Source organism: Pedobacter sp. GW821-FHT01D05, from assembly GCF_059422505.1.
The window spans coordinates 1-21032 of record NZ_JBWKXA010000010.1 but is presented as its reverse complement, the minus strand read 5'-3'; the positions used below and the strand labels follow the sequence as shown (position 1 = coordinate 21032).

The window sequence follows — 21032 nt, the reverse complement described above, 5'->3', positions numbered from 1 at the left end:
TTGTTTTTCTTCAAAAATCAGGGGCGAATATACTAATTATTTACAGTCCCTGGTTTATAACCTAATTTTACAATTACGTCATTGCTAACATCGTAACTGCTACTTGCATAAATCATCATAGTTGCTTCACTGCTCTTATCGAAAATAAAGTCTAAATATTTAGATTTTGCAATCTGTTTAATCGCCTCGGCTACTTTATCCTGAATGGGTTTAATTAATTTTACCCTGCTTTGAAAAAGATCCCCATCTGGCCCAAACTTAGAACGCTGAAATTCTTTAGCTTGTTTTTCTTTTTCTATAATCTCGTTTTCACGGCGCTTGCGCATATCATCGGTTAATAAAACCTGATCAGCCTGATAGGCCTTGTACATCCTGTCAATTTCAGAAAAATTCTGATCTACCTGTTGCTGCCATTGTTTGGAGGCAACATCTAATTGACTTAGTGCCGATTTATATTCTGGTAAATGCTTTAAAATATACTCCGTGTCTACATAAGCAAACTTCTGTGCAAAGGCACCGAAAGAAGTGCAAAGCAGGAATGCGATAAAAAGATATTTTTTCATTTGTGTGTGTGTTAATGATATAGTTAATAACCTAAGCTTTCTTTAAACTCCTATTGCAATGATTTATTGCATAATTAGTTAAATTTTTGTTCTTTATCAATTAAAATCCACCTAATTGTTGTGCGATACTAAATGTGAAATTTTGCTTTCCGCCATCTGATAGTCCAGGTATGGTGTCAAACGCATGTCCATAATCGATACCCAACAAACCAAATATAGGAAGGAAGATTCTTGCACCTACCCCCACTGATCTTCTCACGTTGAAAGGATTAAAATCACCAAATCTGTTCCAGGTGTTACCAGCTTCAGCAAAGGCCAAAACAAATGCTGTGGCTTGTTGGCTTGCAATAACGGGATAACGTGCCTCTAATACATATTTGGTATAAATTGGGCTACCTGACTGCTGTGCCACGGCCGGATCGGAACCGTTCGGGATAACAGCATTGTTTGCGTAACCACGCATCGCGATCAGCTCAGATCCCTGCAAGAAATCGAATCCCTGCATACCATCACCACCGAGTTTAAAACGCTCGAATGCTGATTGGCCAACTGCTTTGTTATATTGCCCTAAGAAACCAAACTGGGCCTGAGCTTTGATTACCAGGTTACCGGCTACACGTTGGTACCATTGTGAATCGAATTTCCATTTATGATATTCAGTAAAGCGATATTTCTCCCTATCTGATGCCGTTGCGTAGTTTGTTTTATTTAACAATGAAAACGGAGGTGTTGCCTGAATGGTGAAACGTAAGAAAGATCCAGATTTAGGGAAGATTGGCGAATCTCTTGAATCGCGGCTAATCTCCTGTGATAAGCTTATGTTGTAAGATGTACCTGTATTGAATAAATATCCTGAATAGTTATTTAAGATGTATTGCTGTACACTAACCGCGTGGCTTAACTGGAAATAGTTATCTGGCCAGTTTAATCTTCTACCCAAACTAACCGTTACCCCATTTAAACGTATTTTTTGAAACTGCGCATTATCTGAACTTAATCCATTAGATTGTAATGAAGTAAATGCACTCACACCAAAACTTACCGGTTTCTCGCCACCAAACCAAGGTTGAGAGAAGGAGAAACTATACGATTGGTAATATTTACCGTTGGTTTGTCCACGTAAGCTTAATTTCTGCCCATCACCCTTTGGCAATGGTTTGTAAGCTTTTAAATTAAATAAGTTACGTAAAGAAAAGTTATTGAAGGTTAAACCTAAGGTACCAATGATACGGCCACCACCAAAACCACCTGATAGCTCAATCTGATCTGAAGGTTTCTCTTCTACGGCATATTCAATATCTACGGTACCATCTGCCGGGTTAGGACGAGGTGTAGGCACAGTTTTAGACTCGTCGAAGTTACCCAATTGACCAATTTCGCGGATGGTACGGATTAAATCACTTTTGTTAAATTTCTGTCCTGGTTTGGTACGGATCTCACGTAAAACAACTTTATCGTTTGTGATGGTATTACCTTTTAAAGTAATGCGGTTGTTGGTATACTGTGGTCCTTCGTACATGCGTAATTCCACATCAACCGTATCGCCATAAATTTTGGTCTGTACCGGATCGATATTAAAAGTTAAATATCCATTATCGGTATACATACTGTTAATGTCGCCACCGTTTTCGCCACCGCCGTTTAATTTTTTGTTTAATTTTTCTTCGCTAAAAACATCACCTTTTTCGATGGTTAATACTTTTTGTAAAATACTATCCGGATAAATGGCATTACCGGCCCAGGTAATATTACCGAAATAATATTTTTTCCCTTCGTAAAGGTCCATTCTGATGTTGACCTTTTTCTTGTTATGCTGGTAAATGGTATCTTTTAATAATTCAGCATCACGATAACCTTTCTCGTGCATTTTGGCAATCATTTTTACCTTGTTCTCTTCGTATTTCTCTTTTGCGAATTTTCCAGAGCCCCAAAAGCGCCACCAGGTAAATTGCTTAGGGGTTTTAAGGTATTTTCTAAGTTTTGCTGATTTAAAATCTTTGTTACCGGTAAAATCGATATGCTGTACTTTAACACGGTGACCTTTATCGATGTTTGCTTCTAATACCACACTGTTTTCTGCATTCGGATCTTTACGTGTTTTGTAATCGATCTGGGTAAAGAAAAAGCCCTTATCCAATAAGTATTTTTTAACAATGGCCGAGGTGGTATTGTACAGGTTATCGTTTACGATTTTACCTGTTTTATCATTTAGCTTTTCTTGGATAGCTGTTTTTTCAGATTTACGGATACCTTTTAAATCGATAGAACTTAAACGCGGGCGTTCCACTACTTCAATTTCAAAATAAACCGAATCCTGAACAAACTTTTCGATATTAAGTTTAACATCATCAAACAATCCCTGTGCCCAAAGTGTTTTAATCGCATCAGAAGTTGCCTCGCCGGGAAGAACGATTTTATCGCCTTTAGTTAGTTTAGATAAGGTAATTAAAACTTCTTTATCTAAATATTGGGTTCCTGTTACCGTGGTACCACCAATAATATATTCTTTTGGACTAAAATAATCGAGATCTAAGCCACCAACCTTTAAAGAAGGGGTTACCGGTGCCTGACCTTGTGGACGTACTTGAGCGAAGGCCGGAGCGGCTAAAACTAGTAGGATTAAAACTTGAAATATTCTTTTCATTAAAATTATTTGTTCAGTAATGGCCAAAAGGTAACGATATTTTATAAAGCAAAATTTCTTTACGTTGTTCCCTTATTATGGTTTCATTTATCGTATAAAAGTGGTGCTAAGTTAGTTTAAACGCTTGTTAAAAAGTGTTAAAAGAAAAATTAGTTTAATTGTTCACTAATTTTACCAAAACGGCGTTCGCGTTTTTGATAGTCTACAATAGCCTCGAAAAGATCTTCACGTCTAAAATCCGGCCATAAAACATCGGTAAAATAAAACTCGGTATAAGCCATTTGCCAAAGCAGATAATTGCTGATACGGTGCTCACCACTGGTCCTGATCATCAATTCCGGATCGGGTATATTTACCGTTGTCAGTTTTGATGAAAACAGGTCTTCGTTTATATCATCCAAAGAAATGACGTTATCTTTCACTGCCGACGCGATTTTTTTGGCAGCCTCCAAAATCTCCCATTTTGCACTATAACTCAACGCTAGTGTTAAAGTACATTTTTCGTTATGGGCAGTTTTTTCCATGGCTTCTTTTAAATCATCAATACACTCTTGGGGTAACGATGCAATATTGCCTATGGCATTCAGCTTAATGTTGTTTTTATTAAGTGTTTCGGTTTCTTTGTTGATAGTTGAAATCAGAATCTGCATCAAAGCATCTACTTCTTCTTTGGGCCTGTTCCAATTTTCTGTAGAAAAAGCGTATAAAGTGAGGTACTCGATACCTACTTCAACACAACCTTCTACAATGTCTTTTACAGAAAGTACACCTTGTTCATGTCCGAAAACCCGCACTTTACCCTGGCCTTTTGCCCATCTTCCATTACCATCCATGATTACGGCAATGTGCTTTGGCAGGCGGCTATAGTCTATTTGTTCTTTAAATCCCATTAATTATGTCAAAATCAGCTTAAAAGGAATAGCATTTTGAGGATACAAAGGTAAAAGATATGCCAACACTAACAAATAGATAAGTGTCCCTTTTTCGAAAATCGCCTCTTTGGGTACCCGCTTGTCCGATTTGGTAGCGTGAAGGATCGGATAAATTGACCTGATTTTGGCCATTTCCAACGATTACGGGATTAACCGGATAGCGGCCGCTTACATCGTCAATGTAATCAGTTAGCGGTGTCCGGTAACCGAGTTCGGTAAAAACACTCCAGGTATTTTTGTAATTATACCTTAGCCCTAATCCGTATGGGATAGTTAAAACCGCATTATTGTAACCATTTTCCTGACCTTCGGAGGCTAATCGGTCTAACCGGTATTTGTCGCCATTAACTTTTACGGTTGGTTTAAAAATAACCAAACCAGCACCAGTAAAAAGATATGGTGTAAATTGTCTGTTCCCTCCACCCAGATTAAAATTGAAAAAATTAAAATCAACCAAGGCGCTAAATTCGTTTAGTGAGGTTTTAAAACGCAGGTTTCTTTCGCGGAACTGCTCATTACTGGAGTTGGCATCATCTGCCTTAACCTGTCCGTAGGTATAATTTAAGCGAACGCCAACATATTGGTTAAAGTTTCGCTTTACATAGGCGCCAGCTGAAAAACCGCTAATCTGTAAAGGATTATTCTGATTAAGATCGCCCATGTAACCTGCTCCCCCGCCCATTAACCCGACTTCCCATGTACCTTCTTGTGCACGGAGAATTTGCCCGCTAAAGATAAAAAAGAGGAGAATTAACAGCGGTTTGGTTGGCGTCATACTTAGTAGTTACGGGTATCAATGCCCCATAATAATTTATTTCTTAACGTGTTTAAGTAGGTTTCATTGTTAAGACGGATAAGATTTACGCAAAAATCTGCCTTTTTTATGCTAATTTTTACCGAACGCTCTACGGTAACCGTTCGGCTATCACAAGAAACCAGAAATTTCGATTCGCGTGCTTCTACCTCAAAAGAGAGTTTGTTATCATCTGGTACAACCACCGGCCTTACATTTAAGTTATGCGGTGCAATGGGTGTAATTACAAAATTTTCAGAATCGGGATAAATAATCGGCCCACCGCAGCTTAACGAGTAAGCTGTAGAACCTGTGGGGGTAGCAATAATTAATCCATCGGCCCAATAAGAGTTGATAAACTCATCGTTCATTGAAGCATGGATAATCATCATGGCAGAATTATCGCGACGGTGGATGGTAATATCGTTCAGTGCGAAATTCTCTTCACCAAACAGGCCATTATCCGATTCTAAGGTTAAAAGAGAACGGGAATCTAGGGTATATTCTTTATTGATCAGGGCTTTGAGTGCCGATCCGATTTCGTTTTTGTTGATGCTGGCCAGAAAACCCAAACGGCCAAAATTGATCCCGATTACGGGTATGCCCGAATTACGGATTAACGATAAGGTATCGAGTAAGGTACCATCGCCTCCTAAGCTTAACAATACATCGGCAAGGTCTTTTAGTTCGCTATGGTTATGAAAAATAACCGTATTGGTAGGCAACTTAATTTTGCCATGAAGGGATGTTTTAAATTTTGAATATAAAACCGGCTGGATATGATGTTCGGCTAAATGATTAAAAACCTCTTGAACGTAGGGCAAAACCGTATCATTAAAATCTCTCCCGTAAATTGCAATCCTCATAAAGTAGGTTTATACATTTAAATAGTTCATGAAAGAATCGTAACGCTCCTGCGACCCATCATCAATCTGTGTGTTATTGTATACCTCTTTAACCAGATAATCATATCTTTCGAAAGAAGCTACCAATGAAGTAATTTCTGTTTTGTTTACTTTGAGCGTTACTTCTAAACGTGTAGAATCTTCGAAAGAATTCACGTAAGAGGAGAGTACCTGCGCATTATCGGCTTCAACAATCTGAGCAATATGTGCCAGAGAATTATCGCGGTTACTGATTTCCAAAACGATAATTCCTCCAGGTTCATTTACCGCGTACTGTTCGGCCACGGCATTTACCATGTTATTGATAGAAATTAAACCTGCATAATTTTTCTGTTGATCTAAAACCGGAACAGCTGTCAATTTTAACTGACTTAATAACCTGATTACATCATAAGTATGCACGTTACTCAATACGAAAACATTAAGTAGGTTTACCGAACTATCGCTTAAAAGTGTATCGTGATTATCAATATTTAGTAAATCATCTTCAGAAACCAAACCCAATAAAGTTACCTCGTTAACAACTGGCAAATGCTTTAGTTTAAACTCGTTCATACGGTCTAAAGCTTTCTGCACCGTGTCATCGGCCCTTAGTGATGGAATTGCATCTGATATGATTTCTGCTGCAAACATTTATTTTAACAATATTCTATCTAAAAATTTCTCTAAAAATGCGTTAAATATTTCCGGATGTTCCATCATAGGCGCATGCCCACATTTATCAACCCAGTTTAATTCCGAATTCGGCAACAATTCATGAAATTCTTCTGCCACTTCCGGCGGCGTAACCTTATCATTTTTACCCCAGATTAAAGAAACCGGTATGGTAATTTTCGACAGTTCTTTAGCCATGTTGTGGCGTATTGCCGACTTTGCCATGGTTAAAATTCTAATCACCCTTGATCTATCGTTAACCGTTTTAAAAACATCATCAACCAGTTCTTTGGTTGCAGTTGCAGGATCGTAAAAAGTAAATTCTACCTTTTCCTTAATGTAATCGTAGCTCTCTCTACGCGGGAAAGATCCTCCAAAAGCATTTTCGTATAAACCAGAGCTACCTGTTAGTACCAAGGCTTTAACAAACTCCTGATGGGCAACCGTAAATACCAGACCCACATGGCCACCAAGCGAATTACCAACAAGTACAACCTGGTTTAAATTTTTATATTTTAAAAAGCGGTGAAGATATCTCGACAATGCTTTTACGCCCAATGTTAAAATAGGCAAATCGTAAATTGGTAAAATTGGAATAATTACACGATAGCGATCTTTAAACTGTTCTATAACCAGTTCCCAATTGCTTAGTTCGCCCATTAGGCCATGTAGCAATACCAGTGTCTCGCCTGTTCCAGCTTCGATGTATTTAAATCCGTCTTCTTCTATTATCGGGTAGGTCATATATATTCTAGATGGTATTGTGCTACTAAGTTAGTAGAGTAAAATTAAATTTATGCATTTCTATGCCATTTTTCTGAAATAAAATCGAAAACGGTATAAAAACCTATTTTTAAGTATCTAGAAACAAGTATTAAGTATCAAGATACTTATTTTATAACAAGCTTTCAGCTTTAGTCTTTAAACTTTAAGCTCCGCTAGGCTAGTTTTTCTTTAACAATCTCAGCAATTAATTTACCATCGGCTTTACCTGCAAGTTCCTTGTTTGCCATGCCCATTACCTTCCCCATATCCTTAACCGATGTAGCACCAGATTGTTTGATTACAGCCTCGATAATTGCAGCAACCTCTGCCCTATCTAACTGTTTTGGCAAAAACTGACTGATCACTTCAATTTCTTCTTCTTCTACCTGGTACAGATCTTCGCGGTTTTGTTGCTTGTAAATATCAGCAGATTCGCGGCGTTGTTTAATCAGTTTCTGAAGGATTTTAAGTTCAGTTTCTTCCGTAATTTCTTCTGAAGAACCTTTCTCTGTTTTGGCTAAAAGTAAAGCGGCCTTTATTGCCCTTAAACCTCTTAACTGCGCATTGTTTTTAGCCAACATGGCTTTTTTTATTTCCTGATCTATTGTGTTTGATATCATTTTTAACCCCAAACCCCTAAAGGGGCTTTCCTTTCATTAGTTTAAAATAAAAAAAATATATTGTTATTTCCTCCCGGTATTAATTCCCCTTCGGGGGCTTAGGAAGCTCTATTTATAATTGTTGCTGTAGCCTGTGCGGCAGGCATAATCAGCATGTCGTTAATGTTAACATGTTTTGGCCTGCTTACTACATACCAAATGGCATCTGCAATATCGTCGGCAATTAACGGCTCCAGGTTTTCGTATACTTTTTTCGCCCGGTCTTCATCGCCTTTAAAGCGCACCACCGAAAATTCGGTTTCTACCATGCCCGGATTAATTTCGGTAACCTTTATGCCGTGGGGCAATAAATCGATACGCATAGCTTTACTCAAAGCATCAACAGCATGTTTGCTGGCACAATATACGTTTCCATTTGGATAAACTTCTTTTCCGGCAATAGAACCAATGTTAATAATATGGCCTGATTGGTTTGGTATCATCCAGTTGGAAACAATTTTGGTTACATAAAGCAAGCCTTTTACATTGGTATCAATCATGGTGTCCCAATCGTTGGTATCGCCTTTATCAATTGGATCTAAACCCTGGCTTAAGCCTGCATTGTTAATCAAAACATCAACCTTTTTCCATTCGGCCGGCAAAACTTCTAAAGCAGCGGTAAGACTTTCTTTATCGCGAACATCGGCAAAAACCTGTTTAATGGTAATCGCATATTTATCTTCTAAATGGTGGGCAATTTTAGCCAACCGGTCTTCTCTGCGGGCCAATAATACCAGATTGTAACCTTGTTGGGCAAATGTATGTGCACAAGCTTCGCCAATACCAGAAGTTGCGCCTGTAATTAATGCGATTTTAGACATTTTTATGAATTTTAAGTCTCGGTAATGCTTTAAGATATCATCTTTGATTTACCTACACCAACAAAGGTAAGTTTTTTTGGATTGCAGGACTATTGAAAAATCAAACTGAATGTTAATTGACGTAATTTCAACTTATCTATTGGATTGGCATAAACCGTATTGTCGTGCTGAAGCAAATAGCTGGCTGAATAGGAGAGTTTTATTTCGGGCGACATTTTGAAATACTCAAAGTAAATATCGAAACCAATGCCTGTTTCGTACGACAGGTAATTTCTTTGATTTTTTAAAAACTTATTTACCGGTGTTTCGCCTTCATCGAAGGTTTTCTTTTTCGAAGCTATATCTATCGAATATTTAGCACCACCTAACCAATATGCCCTAAAATTGTTCATCCGGTTCGACTTTACCTTTATGCCTAACGGAAATTCGAACATGGTGGCCTGAACTTTTCTTTCTACCACAGTTTGAAAGTTTTTCGTTTGCCCATTACCCAGGTTAATCGGCGCCATAGGTTCATATTCGTAAGTTACTACCCTATCGCTAAAAATAAGGGAAGGTGTTGCCCTGATATCGAAGTTATCAGAAATCATTCTATTCATTACAAAACCCAATCCAAAACCTTGAGACGGTGGGCTGGAAATAGCATTTAATGTTGAGGTAACCGGAATGCCCGAATTTGGATCGTAAGAAGGATCCAGCGAATTTGGCACCTCATAAAAAGGCGATCTCCAATTTTGTTTTTTAAGAATTTTGTATTCGGCTGAGATATACTGGAAATTAAAACCAAAACTCCAATCTTCATCATCTATTCCACCACCCCAATTTTGAGCAAAGGCGGTTGTAGAAATCATAAAAAGTGAAAGAATGAGGCTTAATTTTCTGATCATTTGGTTCCTACGTATATCGAACTTATTCCAAACGTTAAAATTCTTTGTTTGGTACTTTTAAAGCCAACTTTTTCCATCAGGTTGGTAAAATCTTCTCCGTCAGGAAAAGCTGCTACCGATTCTGGCAAATAGGTATAGGCTCTGTGGTCTTTTGAAAATAGTTTTCCAAAGAAAGGCGTTACCTGCTTAAAATAAAAACTATACAATTGTTTTACCGGAAAAACCTTTGGTTTCGAAAATTCCAATATCACCATTTTCCCGTTGGGCTTTAATACCCTGTACATATCGGCTAATCCTTTTTCGAGGTTTTCGAAATTACGCACGCCATAAGCACAGGTAATCGCATCAAAAGTATCATTTTCGAAATGCAGGCCTTCAGAATCGCCTACCTGAACGGTAAAAACTTCGTTTAAACTACGCTCGTTAATTTTCTTCTTGGCTACTTCTAACATCCCTTCAGAAATATCAACGCCAATTACCTTTTCGGGATGAAGCTTTTTAATGGCTTCGAAAGCAAAATCTCCAGTTCCTGTAGCTACATCAAGCAAAGTTCTCGGGTGGATGGAAACCAGTTCTTTAATGGCTTTCTTACGCCATAATACATCGATCCCTAAAGAAAGAAAATGGTTTAAAAAATCGTAAGTGCCGGAAATATTGTTAAACATGGTTGCAACCTGCTCTTTTTTAGTTGCATCTTCTACTTGGTATGGAGTGATATTCTGATTCATGATATAGGGCAAAGATAGAGAAAAGTCGGGAGTCTTTAGTCCGGAGTCGGGAGTCTTTGGCGCAAAGTATTCAGCGTAGTGTCAAAAATCAGATAAAAAAGATTATCAATTTGGACTTCAGACTTCCGGCTTCGGACTTCGGACTCAAAACCCTACCTTTGCACTATGATTATCAAAACGGCAACATTTGTTTGCAGCAACACCCAGATTTCGGCACTACCGGCACCAACGATGCCAGAATATGCATTTATTGGCCGCTCTAACGTGGGTAAATCTTCATTAATCAATATGTTGGTTAATCAACATGGATTAGCCAAAACCTCTCAACGCCCGGGAAAAACACAATTAATTAATCACTTTTTGATTAATGAAGCCTGGTACATTGTCGATTTACCGGGTTATGGATATGCGAAGGTTTCTAAAACCAGCAGAGAAAAATGGGAGAAATTTATCCGCGCCTATATCACCAAAAGAGAAAGTTTACAATGTGTTTTTGTTTTGATAGACAGCCGTTTAGAGCCTCAGGGAATTGATATTGAATTTTGCTATTGGCTAGGTGAAAAACAGATACCTTTTTCGCTAATTTTTACCAAGGCTGATAAACAGGGCATGACTACCACCCAGAAAAATGTAGCTGCCTTTAAGAAAAAATTAGGTGAATTTTTCGAAGAGATTCCGGCCACCTTTATCACTTCTGCAGAAAAAGGAAACGGAAAAGATGATGTTTTAAATTTCATCTATGAGGTAAATAAGGATTTTGTTGTTCCGACAGATTATAAGAAGTTTTAACCAGTTTTCAGTTCGCAGTACACAATTTTCAGTTTAACAGTAAAAAATCTGTGTAATCATCTTTTAAATAAATGAAAAAATACTTTTCACTCGTATTATTCGCCCACTCTGTTTTTGCGTTACCCTTTGCCATGATTGGTTTCTTTTTGGGCGTAACCACAACAGAAAACCCATTTTCCTGGTATAAACTGATTTTAGTTTTGCTCTGTATGGTTTTTGCCAGAAACTCGGCTATGGCTTTTAACCGTTACCTTGACAGAAATATTGATGCAAAGAACCCACGTACCAAAATGCGCGATATCCCTGCGGGTAAAGTTTCGGCAAACGAAGCGCTGATTTTCGTAATCGCCAATTGTATACTTTTCGCTATTACCACATACTTTATTAACCCACTTTGTTTCTATCTGTCGCCAGTAGCTTTATTTGTGGTTTTGTTTTATAGCTACACCAAAAGATTTACAGCGCTTTGCCATTTGGTACTGGGCTTAGGCCTGGCGCTTGCTCCTATTGGCGCTTACATTGCCGTAACCGGACATTTTGCCTTGGTTCCTGTACTTTACTCCTTAACCGTATTGTTCTGGGTAAGTGGATTTGATATTATATATGCCTTACAGGACGAAGAGTTTGACCGGGAAGAAAAATTACACTCCATCCCATCGGCACTTGGCATTAAAAATGCTTTGAATGTTTCGGTGCTGTTGCATCTACTCTCTGCCACCTGTGTTATTTTGCCTGTGTTTTTTACTTCCTTTAGCTGGGTATATTACGTAGGTATTGTGTTTTTCTGTTCGATGTTGATTTATCAGCACTTATTGGTAAAACCAAATGATATTAGCAAAGTAAACAGGGCATTTCAAACCTTAAATGGTTATGCATCGGTAGTATTTGCGGTATGCTTTTTAATAGATGCGTATTTGAGACATAAATAAAAAATGAGAGAAGGCTGAATGAGTGATTGATTGAGCTTTGAACGATTGAATGATAGAATGTTTAACATTTACTAATTCCATCATTCGCTAATTAAATCCTTCTTGCATGCAATAATTATAAAAACATGATTATAACTAAGAAACCCAGAACATATATCCCACAGGAACTAAACATTACCTGGGAGAATTTAGAACCACTTTTTACCGAACTGCAAAACCGCAAAATAACCAGCACCGCTGAGTTAGAACATTGGTTAAAAGACCGTTCGGAGCTTGAAGCTGCTTTAGAAGAAGATTTTGCCTGGAGATATATTAAAATGAGTTGCGATACCGCAAATGAAGAATTGGTTAAAAATTTCCAATATTTCGCAACTGAAATAGAGCCGAAGATTTCTCCATTAGCCAACGAATTGAACAAAAAATTTGTCGAAAGCCCTTTTATGGATGATCTGGACAAAGAAAAATATTTCGTTTACAGTCGCGCCGTTAAAAAAGCACTAGAACTTTACCGAGACGAAAATATTGAGCTGTTTACCGAGTTACAGGTGAAGCAGCAAAAATACCAAAGCACTACAGGCGCCATGAGTGTTGAGCTAAACGGCCAGGAATACACTTTAGAGCAAGCCTCGATCTTTATTAAAGATTTAAACCGGGAAGTGCGAGAAAATGCATGGAAAACGATCCAGCAACGCCGTTTAATTGATAAAGATGATTTAAACATTCTGTTTGATGAATTGATTAAGCTGCGCAATCAGGTGGCCTTAAATGCGGGTTTTGAGAACTATCGCGATTACATGTTCCAGGCTTTGGGCCGTTTTGATTATACCCCACAAGACTGTTACGATTTTGCCAATGCCATTGAGAAAGAGATTGTTCCGATTTTAAAAGAACAGGCCGAAAAACGCCGAGAAGCTTTAGGACTAGAAGTATTAAAACCCTGGGATTTAGAAGTGAGCATTAGTGGCAAACCAGCTTTAAAACCTTTTAACAATGGCGAAGAGCTGATTGATAAAAGTATTGCCTGCTTTAATGCCATTGATGAAAAGTTAGGCTCAAAATTGGCAACCATGAAGGCCAATAATCTATTTGACGTAGAGAGCAGAAAGGGTAAAGCACCAGGTGGTTACAATTATCCACTGGCTGAAACCGGGGCACCGTTTATCTTCATGAATTCGGCAAACTCGTTGCGCGATTTAACTACAATGGTTCACGAAGGCGGTCATGCGATTCATACTTTTTTAACCGCAGATTTAGAACTAAACGATTTTAAACATTGCCCTTCTGAAGTTGCCGAACTGGCATCGATGAGTATGGAATTGATCTCAATGGATAATTGGGATGTTTATTTCGACAACGAAGAAGATTTAAACCGTGCTAAAAAAGAACAGCTGGCCGATGTGTTAAAAACATTGCCATGGGTTGCGGTAATTGATCAGTTTCAACACTGGATTTACACCAACCCTAACCATAGTGCAGCTGACCGTGAAGAAACCTTTAAGCAGATTTTTAACCGTTTTGGTGCTGGTTTTGCCGATTGGACAGATTTAGAACAACAATTCGGAAATGGCTGGCAAAAACAACTGCATTTATTCGAAGTTCCGTTTTATTATATTGAGTATGCAATTGCCCAGTTAGGTGCCATTGCGGTTTGGAAAAATTATAAAGAAAATCCTGAAAAAGCTTTAGAACAATATTTGGCTGCGCTTTCATTAGGTTATACGAAGCCAATGAACGAAATATATGAAACTGCCGGGATTAAATTTGATTTCAGTGCAGAATATGTAAAAGAACTGGCCAGTTTTGTGAAAGCAGAACTGGAGAAACTGGGATAAGGAAAGGTGGAAGGTTTGAAGGTGGAGGGCTGAAAGGTTTTCCCCCCTCGTTTTACATCATACGGGTCGTGGCATTTCGCCACGACTTTTTTGTTTTTATGAACCACAGATAAAAAGGATGGACACAGATTAATACTAGTTCTGGTTTTAGCGTCTATTACCTGGTCCTAGCGTCCCGCAAAGACTTGAGTTTAATTCCCTTATCTGGTCTTAGCGTCTCGCTAAGACCGAAGTTTAGTTCTTTTATCACGGATGGGTGTTGTAAAGGCTCTTCGACTCAACCCAGCGTGACAACCCAAGGGAGAATTATCAGCTGGATTTAGCATCTCGCTAAGCATTTTTTGCCACGGAAACACAGAAGGCACAGAAACTAAACAAGAATTCAGAATCTCAACGTACTAACATGTTTTTCGGCAATCAAAACCAATCTTTTATTTACAGTACCCCAACTGAATAGACCTGATGGAAGTGAAAATCCCTTTTGGGTACTGGATGCATTGTTCTTACCAAAAATCCCCAAAAGGATTGTAACGTACAGCAGGACAGAACCCTCCTGTGAAATGCAGACACTGCTCTCAAAAAACCTTATCTGGTCTTAGTGTCCCGCTAAGACGTTAGTTTTTTCCAAGGAACACAAAAATGCAGATATTGTAAAAGACGCTTCGACTCCGCTAAGCATGGCAGCCCGAAGGAGAATTAGCTAAAAGAAACATCATTATAACAAGCTTCTAAATTTTAGGTAATACAAATGAACACATGCAATAGACCATTAAACCACCTTATGCAAAAAAATGTTAATTGGGTTAAACATTGTTAAAAACCACTGGTTAATGCACCTAATGATTTAGTTTCGTTTTAATTCCTAATCAGATAAAGGAAAAACTAATCATCAGCCCCCTAGTTAACAATGAAACCATTCGCTCCATTCTTCATGATACTTACTTTATTTTGTGCCAATCTGCTTTATGCACAAACGGTAAAAAACCATATCACTGGAATAGTTATAGATAAAAACAACACAATAATTTCGGCTACGCTCAAATTTAAAAGTACAATAGATTCTTCCTTTATCAAAACCGTGATAACTAACGAACAAGGAAATTTTACATTGGATAATCTCCCATCAGGTAAGTTTACAGTTGAAGTTAAATCACTTGGTTATAAAACCCTTTTAGAAACGATAGAACTGAAGCCAAACAAAGCCAATATCAATTTAAATTTTAAACTACAACCAGATATAAATGAACTGGAAAGTGTTGTTATTGCTGGCCGCAAGCCCTTAATAGAACGCCATAACGATAAAACGGTAATGAATGTAGAAAACAGCATTGTTGCAACCGGAAATACTGCGCTCGAAGTTCTTGCTAAAATGCCAGGCGTATCAGTTAATCAGGATGGGATAATCAGTATCAGAGGCAGGTCTGGTGTCAATGTGTTAATTGATGGAAAATCGACCTATTTATCGGCTGAACAATTGGCTACCAGATTAAAATCATTAAACAGTAACGAGATAAAAGCGATAGAACTGATTACCAACCCTTCTTCCAAATACGATGCTGAAGGAAACGCAGGCCTGCTCAATATCAAGCTAAAAAAGAACGTCAATTACGGCACCAACGGAAACATTGATTTAGGTTTTGGATATGGCAAGAATGCAAAAAGTGATGCAGGGATATCTATTAACCATCGAAACAAGAGCCTGAATGTGTTCGGGAACTTCGCTAACAACAACAATAAAGCCACTGAAAACCTCGACATTTTAAGAGTGGTAAGGGATCTGGATCAAGACACATATTTCCATCAATACAATACACAAACAAGATCTTCATATAACAACAATTATAAAGCTGGGATTGATTATTTTATTAACAACGAGAACACTCTTGGCTTCTTAACCACAGGTTATTTCAATAATGGCCACGATCTATCCAATGGTGTTACCGCTATTGGGCAAAGTTTTACAAAGGTTGATTCTTCTATTGTTGCGGATAATCCAGCAAAGAATAAATATCGCAATCAAGCTTACAACCTCAATTACAAAAGTGTGATGGATACTTTAGGTCAGGAACTTTCTATCGATTTAGATTATGCCAAATACCACAGTGAGGAAAATACCATTTATCAAAATTCCTTTTTCGATCAAAATGGCTTGAACTATAAATCGCCTGCCATCTTTCGAAATGCCACCCCATCTTTTATTAAAATCAAGGCTGCAAAAATTGATTATACATTGCCTTTATACGCTACCACAAAATTAGATTTAGGGTTAAAAAGCAGCTGGATAAGTACAGATAATGATTTCCGGTTCGAAAACCTAATTGGAACAGATTGGAAAAATGATGCGGGCAGAAGTAACCGTTTTGTTTACAATGAAAACATCAATGCTGCTTATGCTACAATAAAGCACGAATTTAAATCGACCAGTATTGAAATTGGTTTACGAACGGAACAAACCAACTCAAAAGGCAATTCAATTAACGATAACAAGATTGTAAAGCGCAGTTACTTTGATTTTTTCCCAAGTTTTAACATCAATCAAACTTTATTCCCGAACAACGAGATCGGTTTTTCATACAGCAGAAGAATAGATCGTCCCGATTATAAATCACTTAATCCATTTATTTATTTTGTTGATTTATACACGTTTAGTCAGGGGAATCCTTTTCTTAACCCACAGTATACCAATGCCTTTCAACTCGCCTATAATTATAAAAAAACATTAAATATTTCCTTTGGGTATAGCATCACCAATAACCTTATTATTGATGTTCTGTTGCCAGATAACGAGAAGAAAACACTGTACCAAACGGTACAAAACCTCGATAAACAATATGCCTACGATCTAACAATCGGCTACCCTACCACCATTACTAAATTCTGGAGCATGGACAATACGCTTACCAGTACTTATAATCAGATTAAAACCTCAAATTTAGGTGAGGGTATATACGATAGAAAGAAAGTAAATTTCACAGTTAACAGCAGTCACAATTTCACCCTGAGCCCATCAACTGCAGCAGCGCTTTCCGGAGAATATGCCTCTTCTCAGATTTATGGCACTTATGCCATTAAGCCCTACTATGGAGTAGATTTTGGAATCAAAAAATCATTCCTTGATAAAAAAATCAACATTAAACTTGCGGCCAATGATGTTTTCAATACCAGAAAAGCAAGAATAAGCAGCACCCTTTCAGGGCTAGATTACAACCTTAGCCAAAAACAAGAAAGCAGGGTTTACAGACTAAGTTTAAATTACATTTTTGGTAGCAGCAGTATTAAGGGCATCAGAGCGCGAAAAACAAGCGTAACTGATGAACAAGGCCGGATCAAATAATAAATTACACTTCATCTTTTTTTCGAAGCCTGAGAATAATAAACATCACCAAAACCGATATTAAGATCATGATCAGATAGCTGTAGCTTAGGTTACGTTCATCTTTAGCAGGGATCAGGTTTACAATGCCATAACTCAAAAAAGAAACAATCACATAAGTAATCCCTCCTGTTAAGCCACCTGCAATTCCTGCATTTTTGGGGAATTTGCTCAGGCAGAAAGTGAAATAATTATTAAAGGTGAAGCCTGCTCCTACATGGATTAAAAAGGCAAAGAAAATTAACGACCAGAGATTAGAAACAAAATTTAAGCTTATAATCATCAGGACTACAAATGCTACCTGAAACAGCGAGTTGATCATTAATCTTTTAAAGAACGGCCTGTTGATGGTGGCCTTGCCGATAAAGCCTCCTACCATCCACGCAAAGCCTAAAAACAGGGAGCTATAACCAGCAATAACCGGAGAAAATTTAAAATGGTGCTCGATGATAAATGGCCCTGTCATGTTGTAAACCATCACCATACAATAGGCTAATCCCAACATCACGATACCCAAAGTAAAGCTCGTTGTTTTAATCATTTCGATATAAATACCTGTTATCTTTTTCAGTTGAAAATCGGTAAAATACTTTAATGTTTCGCCACTGAACAATAACTCCAGCACTGCAAAAACAAGTGCAAAACCGGCCAAAAAATAGAAATTAGATTCCCAGCCAAATACGGTTTGCAGGTAGCCACCAATAAAAGGTGCTACAATTGGTCCGGTAGACCAGATGATGGAAAACAAACTCAGGTAATGTTTTAACTGATCGCCTTCGAAGAGATCGACAAAGTATGCTCGTTTGGCCACTACAATTGCACCTACAGTAAGCCCATGGATAATGCGCATTAAATAAATAAGGTAAATGTTATGGGTAGTTGCAATGATGATACTTGCCGCTGCGAAAATTAATAAGGCGTATAAACAGATTTTATACCTGCCAAAACTATCGAGCACACTACCGATAAAAAGTTGCGCAACCCCATAGCTAATTAGAAAAATGCTGAGTGTTAGTTGAACCTGAACATTGCTCACCTGCATTTCGCCGGCCATTGTTGGTAAGGAAGGGATGTAAATGTCGGTAGCAAAACCCGACAATGGAATTAAGGCAAAGGCCAGTATAGTAGCCAAACCCTGATGACGTTCTTTGATGTATTTTATCTGTGCTGTATCTGCATTCATATAGGTACTGTAATGAAATATAAATATTCCAATCAAACATACATTTAAGTACGCTTATTTATCTGATTGATTATCGACAGCAAAATTAACTGTTTCACTTACCCTAAAATTATGCGAATCAAACAAAGGATTATTCAAGCCAAATAATTACATTTTTTTACTTTAATCTAATAATTGCCACTCTTTTAGGTGGCATTTGCCTCACTAGAAGTAGTGTATCGAAAATTATATCCTGCTTTAAACGTTTTTAACCAAACTTTTTATAAGTTTGAAGAAACAAGCAAACTAAAGATGTTCGAAAAGCTATTCAGAAAGAAATCCATTTCCAAGATATTACAAGATGCGGCAAAAGGCTATGGCGACCACGAAAATACATTACATAAAACACTCGGTGTACGCGATTTAACAGCTTTTGGAATTGCAGCGATTATTGGAGCAGGAATTTTTAGTACGATTGGCAAGGCAAGTGCAGATGGAGGTCCGGCGGTAATCTTTTTATTTATTTTTACGGCAGTAGCCTGTAGTTTTGCGGCCTTTGCTTATGCAGAGTTTGCTTCAATGGTACCTGTTTCGGGTAGTGCTTACACCTATTCTTATGTAGCTTTCGGCGAATTGGTGGCCTGGATTATCGGATGGTCGCTCATTATGGAATATTCCATCGGTAATATTACGGTAGCCATATCCTGGTCTGATTACTTTACAGGGCTACTCTCTACCATCAAAATACCTCCTCTTGGCATAGACGGCATCCATGTACCCGATTGGATGACGATGGATTACCTCAGTGCTTATAACGGACATAAACACGCTGAAGCGCTTTTGGCGGCAGGCAAAAACCTCGCAGATTTAGATTCGGCTACTGCTTTGGCGAATAATGCATGGCTCACCGCTCCAAAAATAGGTGATTTTCACCTGGTTGCAGATATCCCTGCCCTGGGCATTATCATTTTAATTACCTGGTTAATCTACCGCGGCATGAAAGAAAGTCGCAATGCCAGCAACGCGATGGTAGTGGTTAAACTTGCAGTAATTCTTTTAGTACTAGCGGTAGGTATATTTTATGTAGATACTAAAAACTGGGATCCATTTGCTCCGAACGGTGTTGCTGGGGTTTTAAAGGGAGTTTCAGCAGTATTTTTTGCCTATATTGGTTTCGATGCCATTTCTACAACGGCCGAAGAATGTAAAAATCCACAGCGCGATTTACCCCGCGGAATGATGTGGGCAATTATTATCTGTACTATCCTTTATGTGGCTATTGCGCTGGTTTTAACTGGTATTGTTAAATCAGATACTTTAGCCGTTGGCGATCCATTGGCATTCGTTTTTGATCAGATCAACTTAAAATTAATGAGTGGCATTATTGCGGTTAGTGCAGTATTTGCCATGGCCAGTGTACTTTTGGTTTTCCAAATGGGTCAACCCCGTATCTGGATGAGTATGAGCAGAGATGGCTTATTGCCAAAATCCTTTTCGAAAATTCACCCGAAATACAAAACACCTTCATTTGCAACGATTGTGGTTGGCTTTGTCGTAGCTGTACCATCATTATTTATGAATCTTACCATCGTTACCGATCTGTGTTCTATCGGAACACTTTTCGCGTTCGTACTGGTTTGCGCAGGTGTTTTAGTATTACAGAACAGACCCGATGTACAGCGTGGAAAATTCAAGATACCTTATGTAAACAGTAAGTTTATTGTTCCGATTGTTTTAATTGCGACCATCATTTTTGCATTCACAAAATATGGAAAAGAAACGAAAGCTTTCTTTTTCAATTCGCCTAAAACCATCCAAACGGTAACTTTTGTTACTTCTTTAAGTGGCGATGAACTGAAAATTGTTAAGGAGGAAATTGTTAAAAATGCTGCGCCACAAATTGTACTGGCTGAAAAAGTAGATGCAGAATCTTATTTAAGTGCATTACCAGCCGATCGTTATGAGCAGTTCATCTCAGCTTCAAAAGTACCTGTAGAAAAGAAATACGAAAGCGGTTGGGGCTTGTTTAAACACAAAATCCCAATGTGGATTTTCCTGATCATCTGCGTGCTCATAACCTACTATTGCATCACAAAGAATTTATCATTAATTCCAGTTTTAGGGCTGATCAGCTGTTTGTACATGATGTGCGAACTTGGCATTTCGAACTGGATCGGTTTCGGCATCTGGCTGGTAGTGGGCCTTGTGGTTTATTTTGCATATGGTTACAGACATAGTAAATTGGCAAATCCAGAAGCTTAAATGAAATGAAATATAATCCTTTAATACATCATCGGCGATCGATCAGGTTAAAGGATTATGATTATTCAAAAGCAGGAGCTTATTTTATCACAATCTGTTGTGAAGATAGAATCCATAGATTTGGAAAAATTTCAGGCAATGAAATGATTCTAAATCAATCTGGAACTATCGCTTACAACGAATGGATTAATTTATCGGATAGATTTTCTAATTTCGAACTTGATGTTTTTCAGATTATGCCGAATCATATGCACGGCATAATCGTTTTATCGCATATTACTGTCGGGGCGCCCCTTGCGGTCGCCCAAGAAGAAGATACATTAAACAGGGCGAC

General features: G+C 38.1%; 18 protein-coding genes. 6 read left to right on the top strand and 12 right to left on the bottom strand.

Annotation, left to right across the window (positions count from 1 at the left end; translation table 11 throughout):
* Positions 1-32: 32 nt before the first annotated feature.
* From AC07VK_RS24035 to ubiE, 11 genes are all read right to left on the bottom strand, one after another.
* Positions 33-563, bottom strand: coding sequence for an OmpH/Skp family outer membrane protein (locus AC07VK_RS24035; RefSeq protein WP_121283542.1), 531 nt, complete (start codon positions 561-563; stop codon positions 33-35).
* A 100-nt stretch (positions 564-663) separates the two neighbouring features.
* Complete coding sequence (gene bamA / locus AC07VK_RS24030; RefSeq protein WP_492954913.1) at positions 664-3207, bottom strand: outer membrane protein assembly factor BamA; 2544 nt, start codon at positions 3205-3207, stop codon at positions 664-666.
* Positions 3208-3356: 149 nt separating this feature from the next.
* Complete coding sequence (gene uppS, locus AC07VK_RS24025; protein ID WP_230146502.1) at positions 3357-4097, bottom strand: undecaprenyl pyrophosphate synthase; 741 nt, start codon at positions 4095-4097, stop codon at positions 3357-3359.
* Between the two features lie 19 nt (positions 4098-4116).
* Positions 4117-4914, bottom strand: a complete 798-nt coding sequence (porG, locus tag AC07VK_RS24020) for a type IX secretion system protein PorG (protein ID WP_492960658.1) — start codon at positions 4912-4914, stop codon at positions 4117-4119.
* Between the two features lie 2 nt (positions 4915-4916).
* A complete protein-coding gene (locus tag AC07VK_RS24015; protein WP_492960656.1) occupies positions 4917-5798 on the bottom strand; it encodes an NAD kinase in 882 nt (293 codons plus the stop codon).
* Positions 5799-5807: 9 nt separating this feature from the next.
* A complete protein-coding gene (locus tag AC07VK_RS24010; protein ID WP_492960654.1) occupies positions 5808-6470 on the bottom strand; it encodes a CBS domain-containing protein in 663 nt (220 codons plus the stop codon).
* Positions 6471-7235: an alpha/beta fold hydrolase gene (locus AC07VK_RS24005; protein ID WP_057932771.1), complete on the bottom strand. Its 765-nt coding sequence runs from the start codon at positions 7233-7235 to the stop codon at positions 6471-6473.
* Positions 7236-7429: 194 nt separating this feature from the next.
* Positions 7430-7876, bottom strand: coding sequence for a GatB/YqeY domain-containing protein (locus tag AC07VK_RS24000; RefSeq protein ID WP_057932770.1), 447 nt, complete (start codon positions 7874-7876; stop codon positions 7430-7432).
* A 98-nt stretch (positions 7877-7974) separates the two neighbouring features.
* Positions 7975-8736 (bottom strand): SDR family oxidoreductase, encoded by a 762-nt coding sequence (locus AC07VK_RS23995; RefSeq protein WP_492954909.1) that lies wholly within the window; start codon positions 8734-8736, stop codon positions 7975-7977.
* An 89-nt stretch (positions 8737-8825) separates the two neighbouring features.
* Positions 8826-9623: a type IX secretion/gliding motility protein PorT/SprT gene (porT, locus tag AC07VK_RS23990; RefSeq protein WP_492960652.1), complete on the bottom strand. Its 798-nt coding sequence runs from the start codon at positions 9621-9623 to the stop codon at positions 8826-8828.
* Positions 9620-10351 carry a bifunctional demethylmenaquinone methyltransferase/2-methoxy-6-polyprenyl-1,4-benzoquinol methylase UbiE gene (gene ubiE, locus AC07VK_RS23985; RefSeq protein ID WP_426325462.1) on the bottom strand — a complete coding sequence of 244 codons (732 nt, stop codon included), beginning with the start codon at positions 10349-10351 and terminating at the stop codon, positions 9620-9622. The genes porT and ubiE overlap by 4 nt, the downstream gene beginning before the upstream one ends.
* A 165-nt stretch (positions 10352-10516) precedes the next feature.
* Here ubiE and yihA point away from each other — a divergent pair, with 165 nt between their 5' ends.
* The 4 genes from yihA (at position 10517) to AC07VK_RS23965 (ending at position 17235) form a co-directional block, all read left to right on the top strand.
* On the top strand, positions 10517-11140 hold the full coding sequence (gene yihA, locus AC07VK_RS23980; protein ID WP_057932767.1) for a ribosome biogenesis GTP-binding protein YihA/YsxC: 624 nt from the start codon (positions 10517-10519) through the stop codon (positions 11138-11140).
* Positions 11141-11211: 71 nt separating this feature from the next.
* On the top strand, positions 11212-12069 hold the full coding sequence (locus AC07VK_RS23975; RefSeq protein WP_492960650.1) for a UbiA-like polyprenyltransferase: 858 nt from the start codon (positions 11212-11214) through the stop codon (positions 12067-12069).
* Between the two features lie 125 nt (positions 12070-12194).
* On the top strand, positions 12195-13901 hold the full coding sequence (locus AC07VK_RS23970) for a M3 family oligoendopeptidase (protein WP_492954906.1): 1707 nt from the start codon (positions 12195-12197) through the stop codon (positions 13899-13901).
* A gap of 907 nt (positions 13902-14808) precedes the next feature.
* Entirely contained in the window at positions 14809-17235 is a 2427-nt protein-coding gene (locus AC07VK_RS23965) for a TonB-dependent receptor (protein ID WP_493053066.1), read from the top strand.
* Positions 17236-17239: 4 nt separating this feature from the next.
* On the opposite strand, the gene AC07VK_RS23960 is transcribed toward AC07VK_RS23965, so the two are convergent.
* Positions 17240-18478 (bottom strand): MFS transporter, encoded by a 1239-nt coding sequence (locus tag AC07VK_RS23960; RefSeq protein ID WP_492960730.1) that lies wholly within the window; start codon positions 18476-18478, stop codon positions 17240-17242.
* A 270-nt stretch (positions 18479-18748) separates the two neighbouring features.
* Between AC07VK_RS23960 and AC07VK_RS23955 the strand changes: the two genes are divergently transcribed.
* The gene (locus AC07VK_RS23955; RefSeq protein WP_492960646.1) at positions 18749-20698 is read left to right on the top strand and encodes an amino acid permease; all 1950 of its coding nucleotides are present in this window, start codon (positions 18749-18751) and stop codon (positions 20696-20698) included.
* A 5-nt stretch (positions 20699-20703) separates the two neighbouring features.
* Positions 20704-21032, top strand: a 329-nt coding sequence (locus tag AC07VK_RS23950) for a transposase (RefSeq protein WP_494939842.1), incomplete at its 3' end; no start/stop codon positions are given.

Excerpts from the sequence above, each read along its gene's own strand:
- AC07VK_RS23995 (WP_492954909.1), bottom strand. The coding sequence starts at position 8,736 with ATGTCTAAAATCGCATTAATTACAGGCGCAACTTCTGGTATTGGCGAA.
- AC07VK_RS24010 (WP_492960654.1), bottom strand. The coding sequence starts at position 6,470 with ATGTTTGCAGCAGAAATCATATCAGATGCAATTCCATCACTAAGGGCC.
- yihA (WP_057932767.1), top strand. The coding sequence starts at position 10,517 with ATGATTATCAAAACGGCAACATTTGTTTGCAGCAACACCCAGATTTCG.
- AC07VK_RS23965 (WP_493053066.1), top strand. The coding sequence starts at position 14,809 with ATGAAACCATTCGCTCCATTCTTCATGATACTTACTTTATTTTGTGCC.
- uppS (WP_230146502.1), bottom strand. The coding sequence starts at position 4,097 with ATGGGATTTAAAGAACAAATAGACTATAGCCGCCTGCCAAAGCACATT.
- AC07VK_RS23970 (WP_492954906.1), top strand. The coding sequence starts at position 12,195 with ATGATTATAACTAAGAAACCCAGAACATATATCCCACAGGAACTAAAC.
- AC07VK_RS24035 (WP_121283542.1), bottom strand. The coding sequence starts at position 563 with ATGAAAAAATATCTTTTTATCGCATTCCTGCTTTGCACTTCTTTCGGT.
- AC07VK_RS23955 (WP_492960646.1), top strand. The coding sequence starts at position 18,749 with ATGTTCGAAAAGCTATTCAGAAAGAAATCCATTTCCAAGATATTACAA.
- AC07VK_RS24015 (WP_492960656.1), bottom strand. The coding sequence starts at position 5,798 with ATGAGGATTGCAATTTACGGGAGAGATTTTAATGATACGGTTTTGCCC.
- AC07VK_RS24005 (WP_057932771.1), bottom strand. The coding sequence starts at position 7,235 with ATGACCTACCCGATAATAGAAGAAGACGGATTTAAATACATCGAAGCT.
- bamA (WP_492954913.1), bottom strand. The coding sequence starts at position 3,207 with ATGAAAAGAATATTTCAAGTTTTAATCCTACTAGTTTTAGCCGCTCCG.
- porG (WP_492960658.1), bottom strand. The coding sequence starts at position 4,914 with ATGACGCCAACCAAACCGCTGTTAATTCTCCTCTTTTTTATCTTTAGC.
- ubiE (WP_426325462.1), bottom strand. The coding sequence starts at position 10,351 with ATGAATCAGAATATCACTCCATACCAAGTAGAAGATGCAACTAAAAAA.
- AC07VK_RS24000 (WP_057932770.1), bottom strand. The coding sequence starts at position 7,876 with ATGATATCAAACACAATAGATCAGGAAATAAAAAAAGCCATGTTGGCT.
- porT (WP_492960652.1), bottom strand. The coding sequence starts at position 9,623 with ATGATCAGAAAATTAAGCCTCATTCTTTCACTTTTTATGATTTCTACA.
- AC07VK_RS23975 (WP_492960650.1), top strand. The coding sequence starts at position 11,212 with ATGAAAAAATACTTTTCACTCGTATTATTCGCCCACTCTGTTTTTGCG.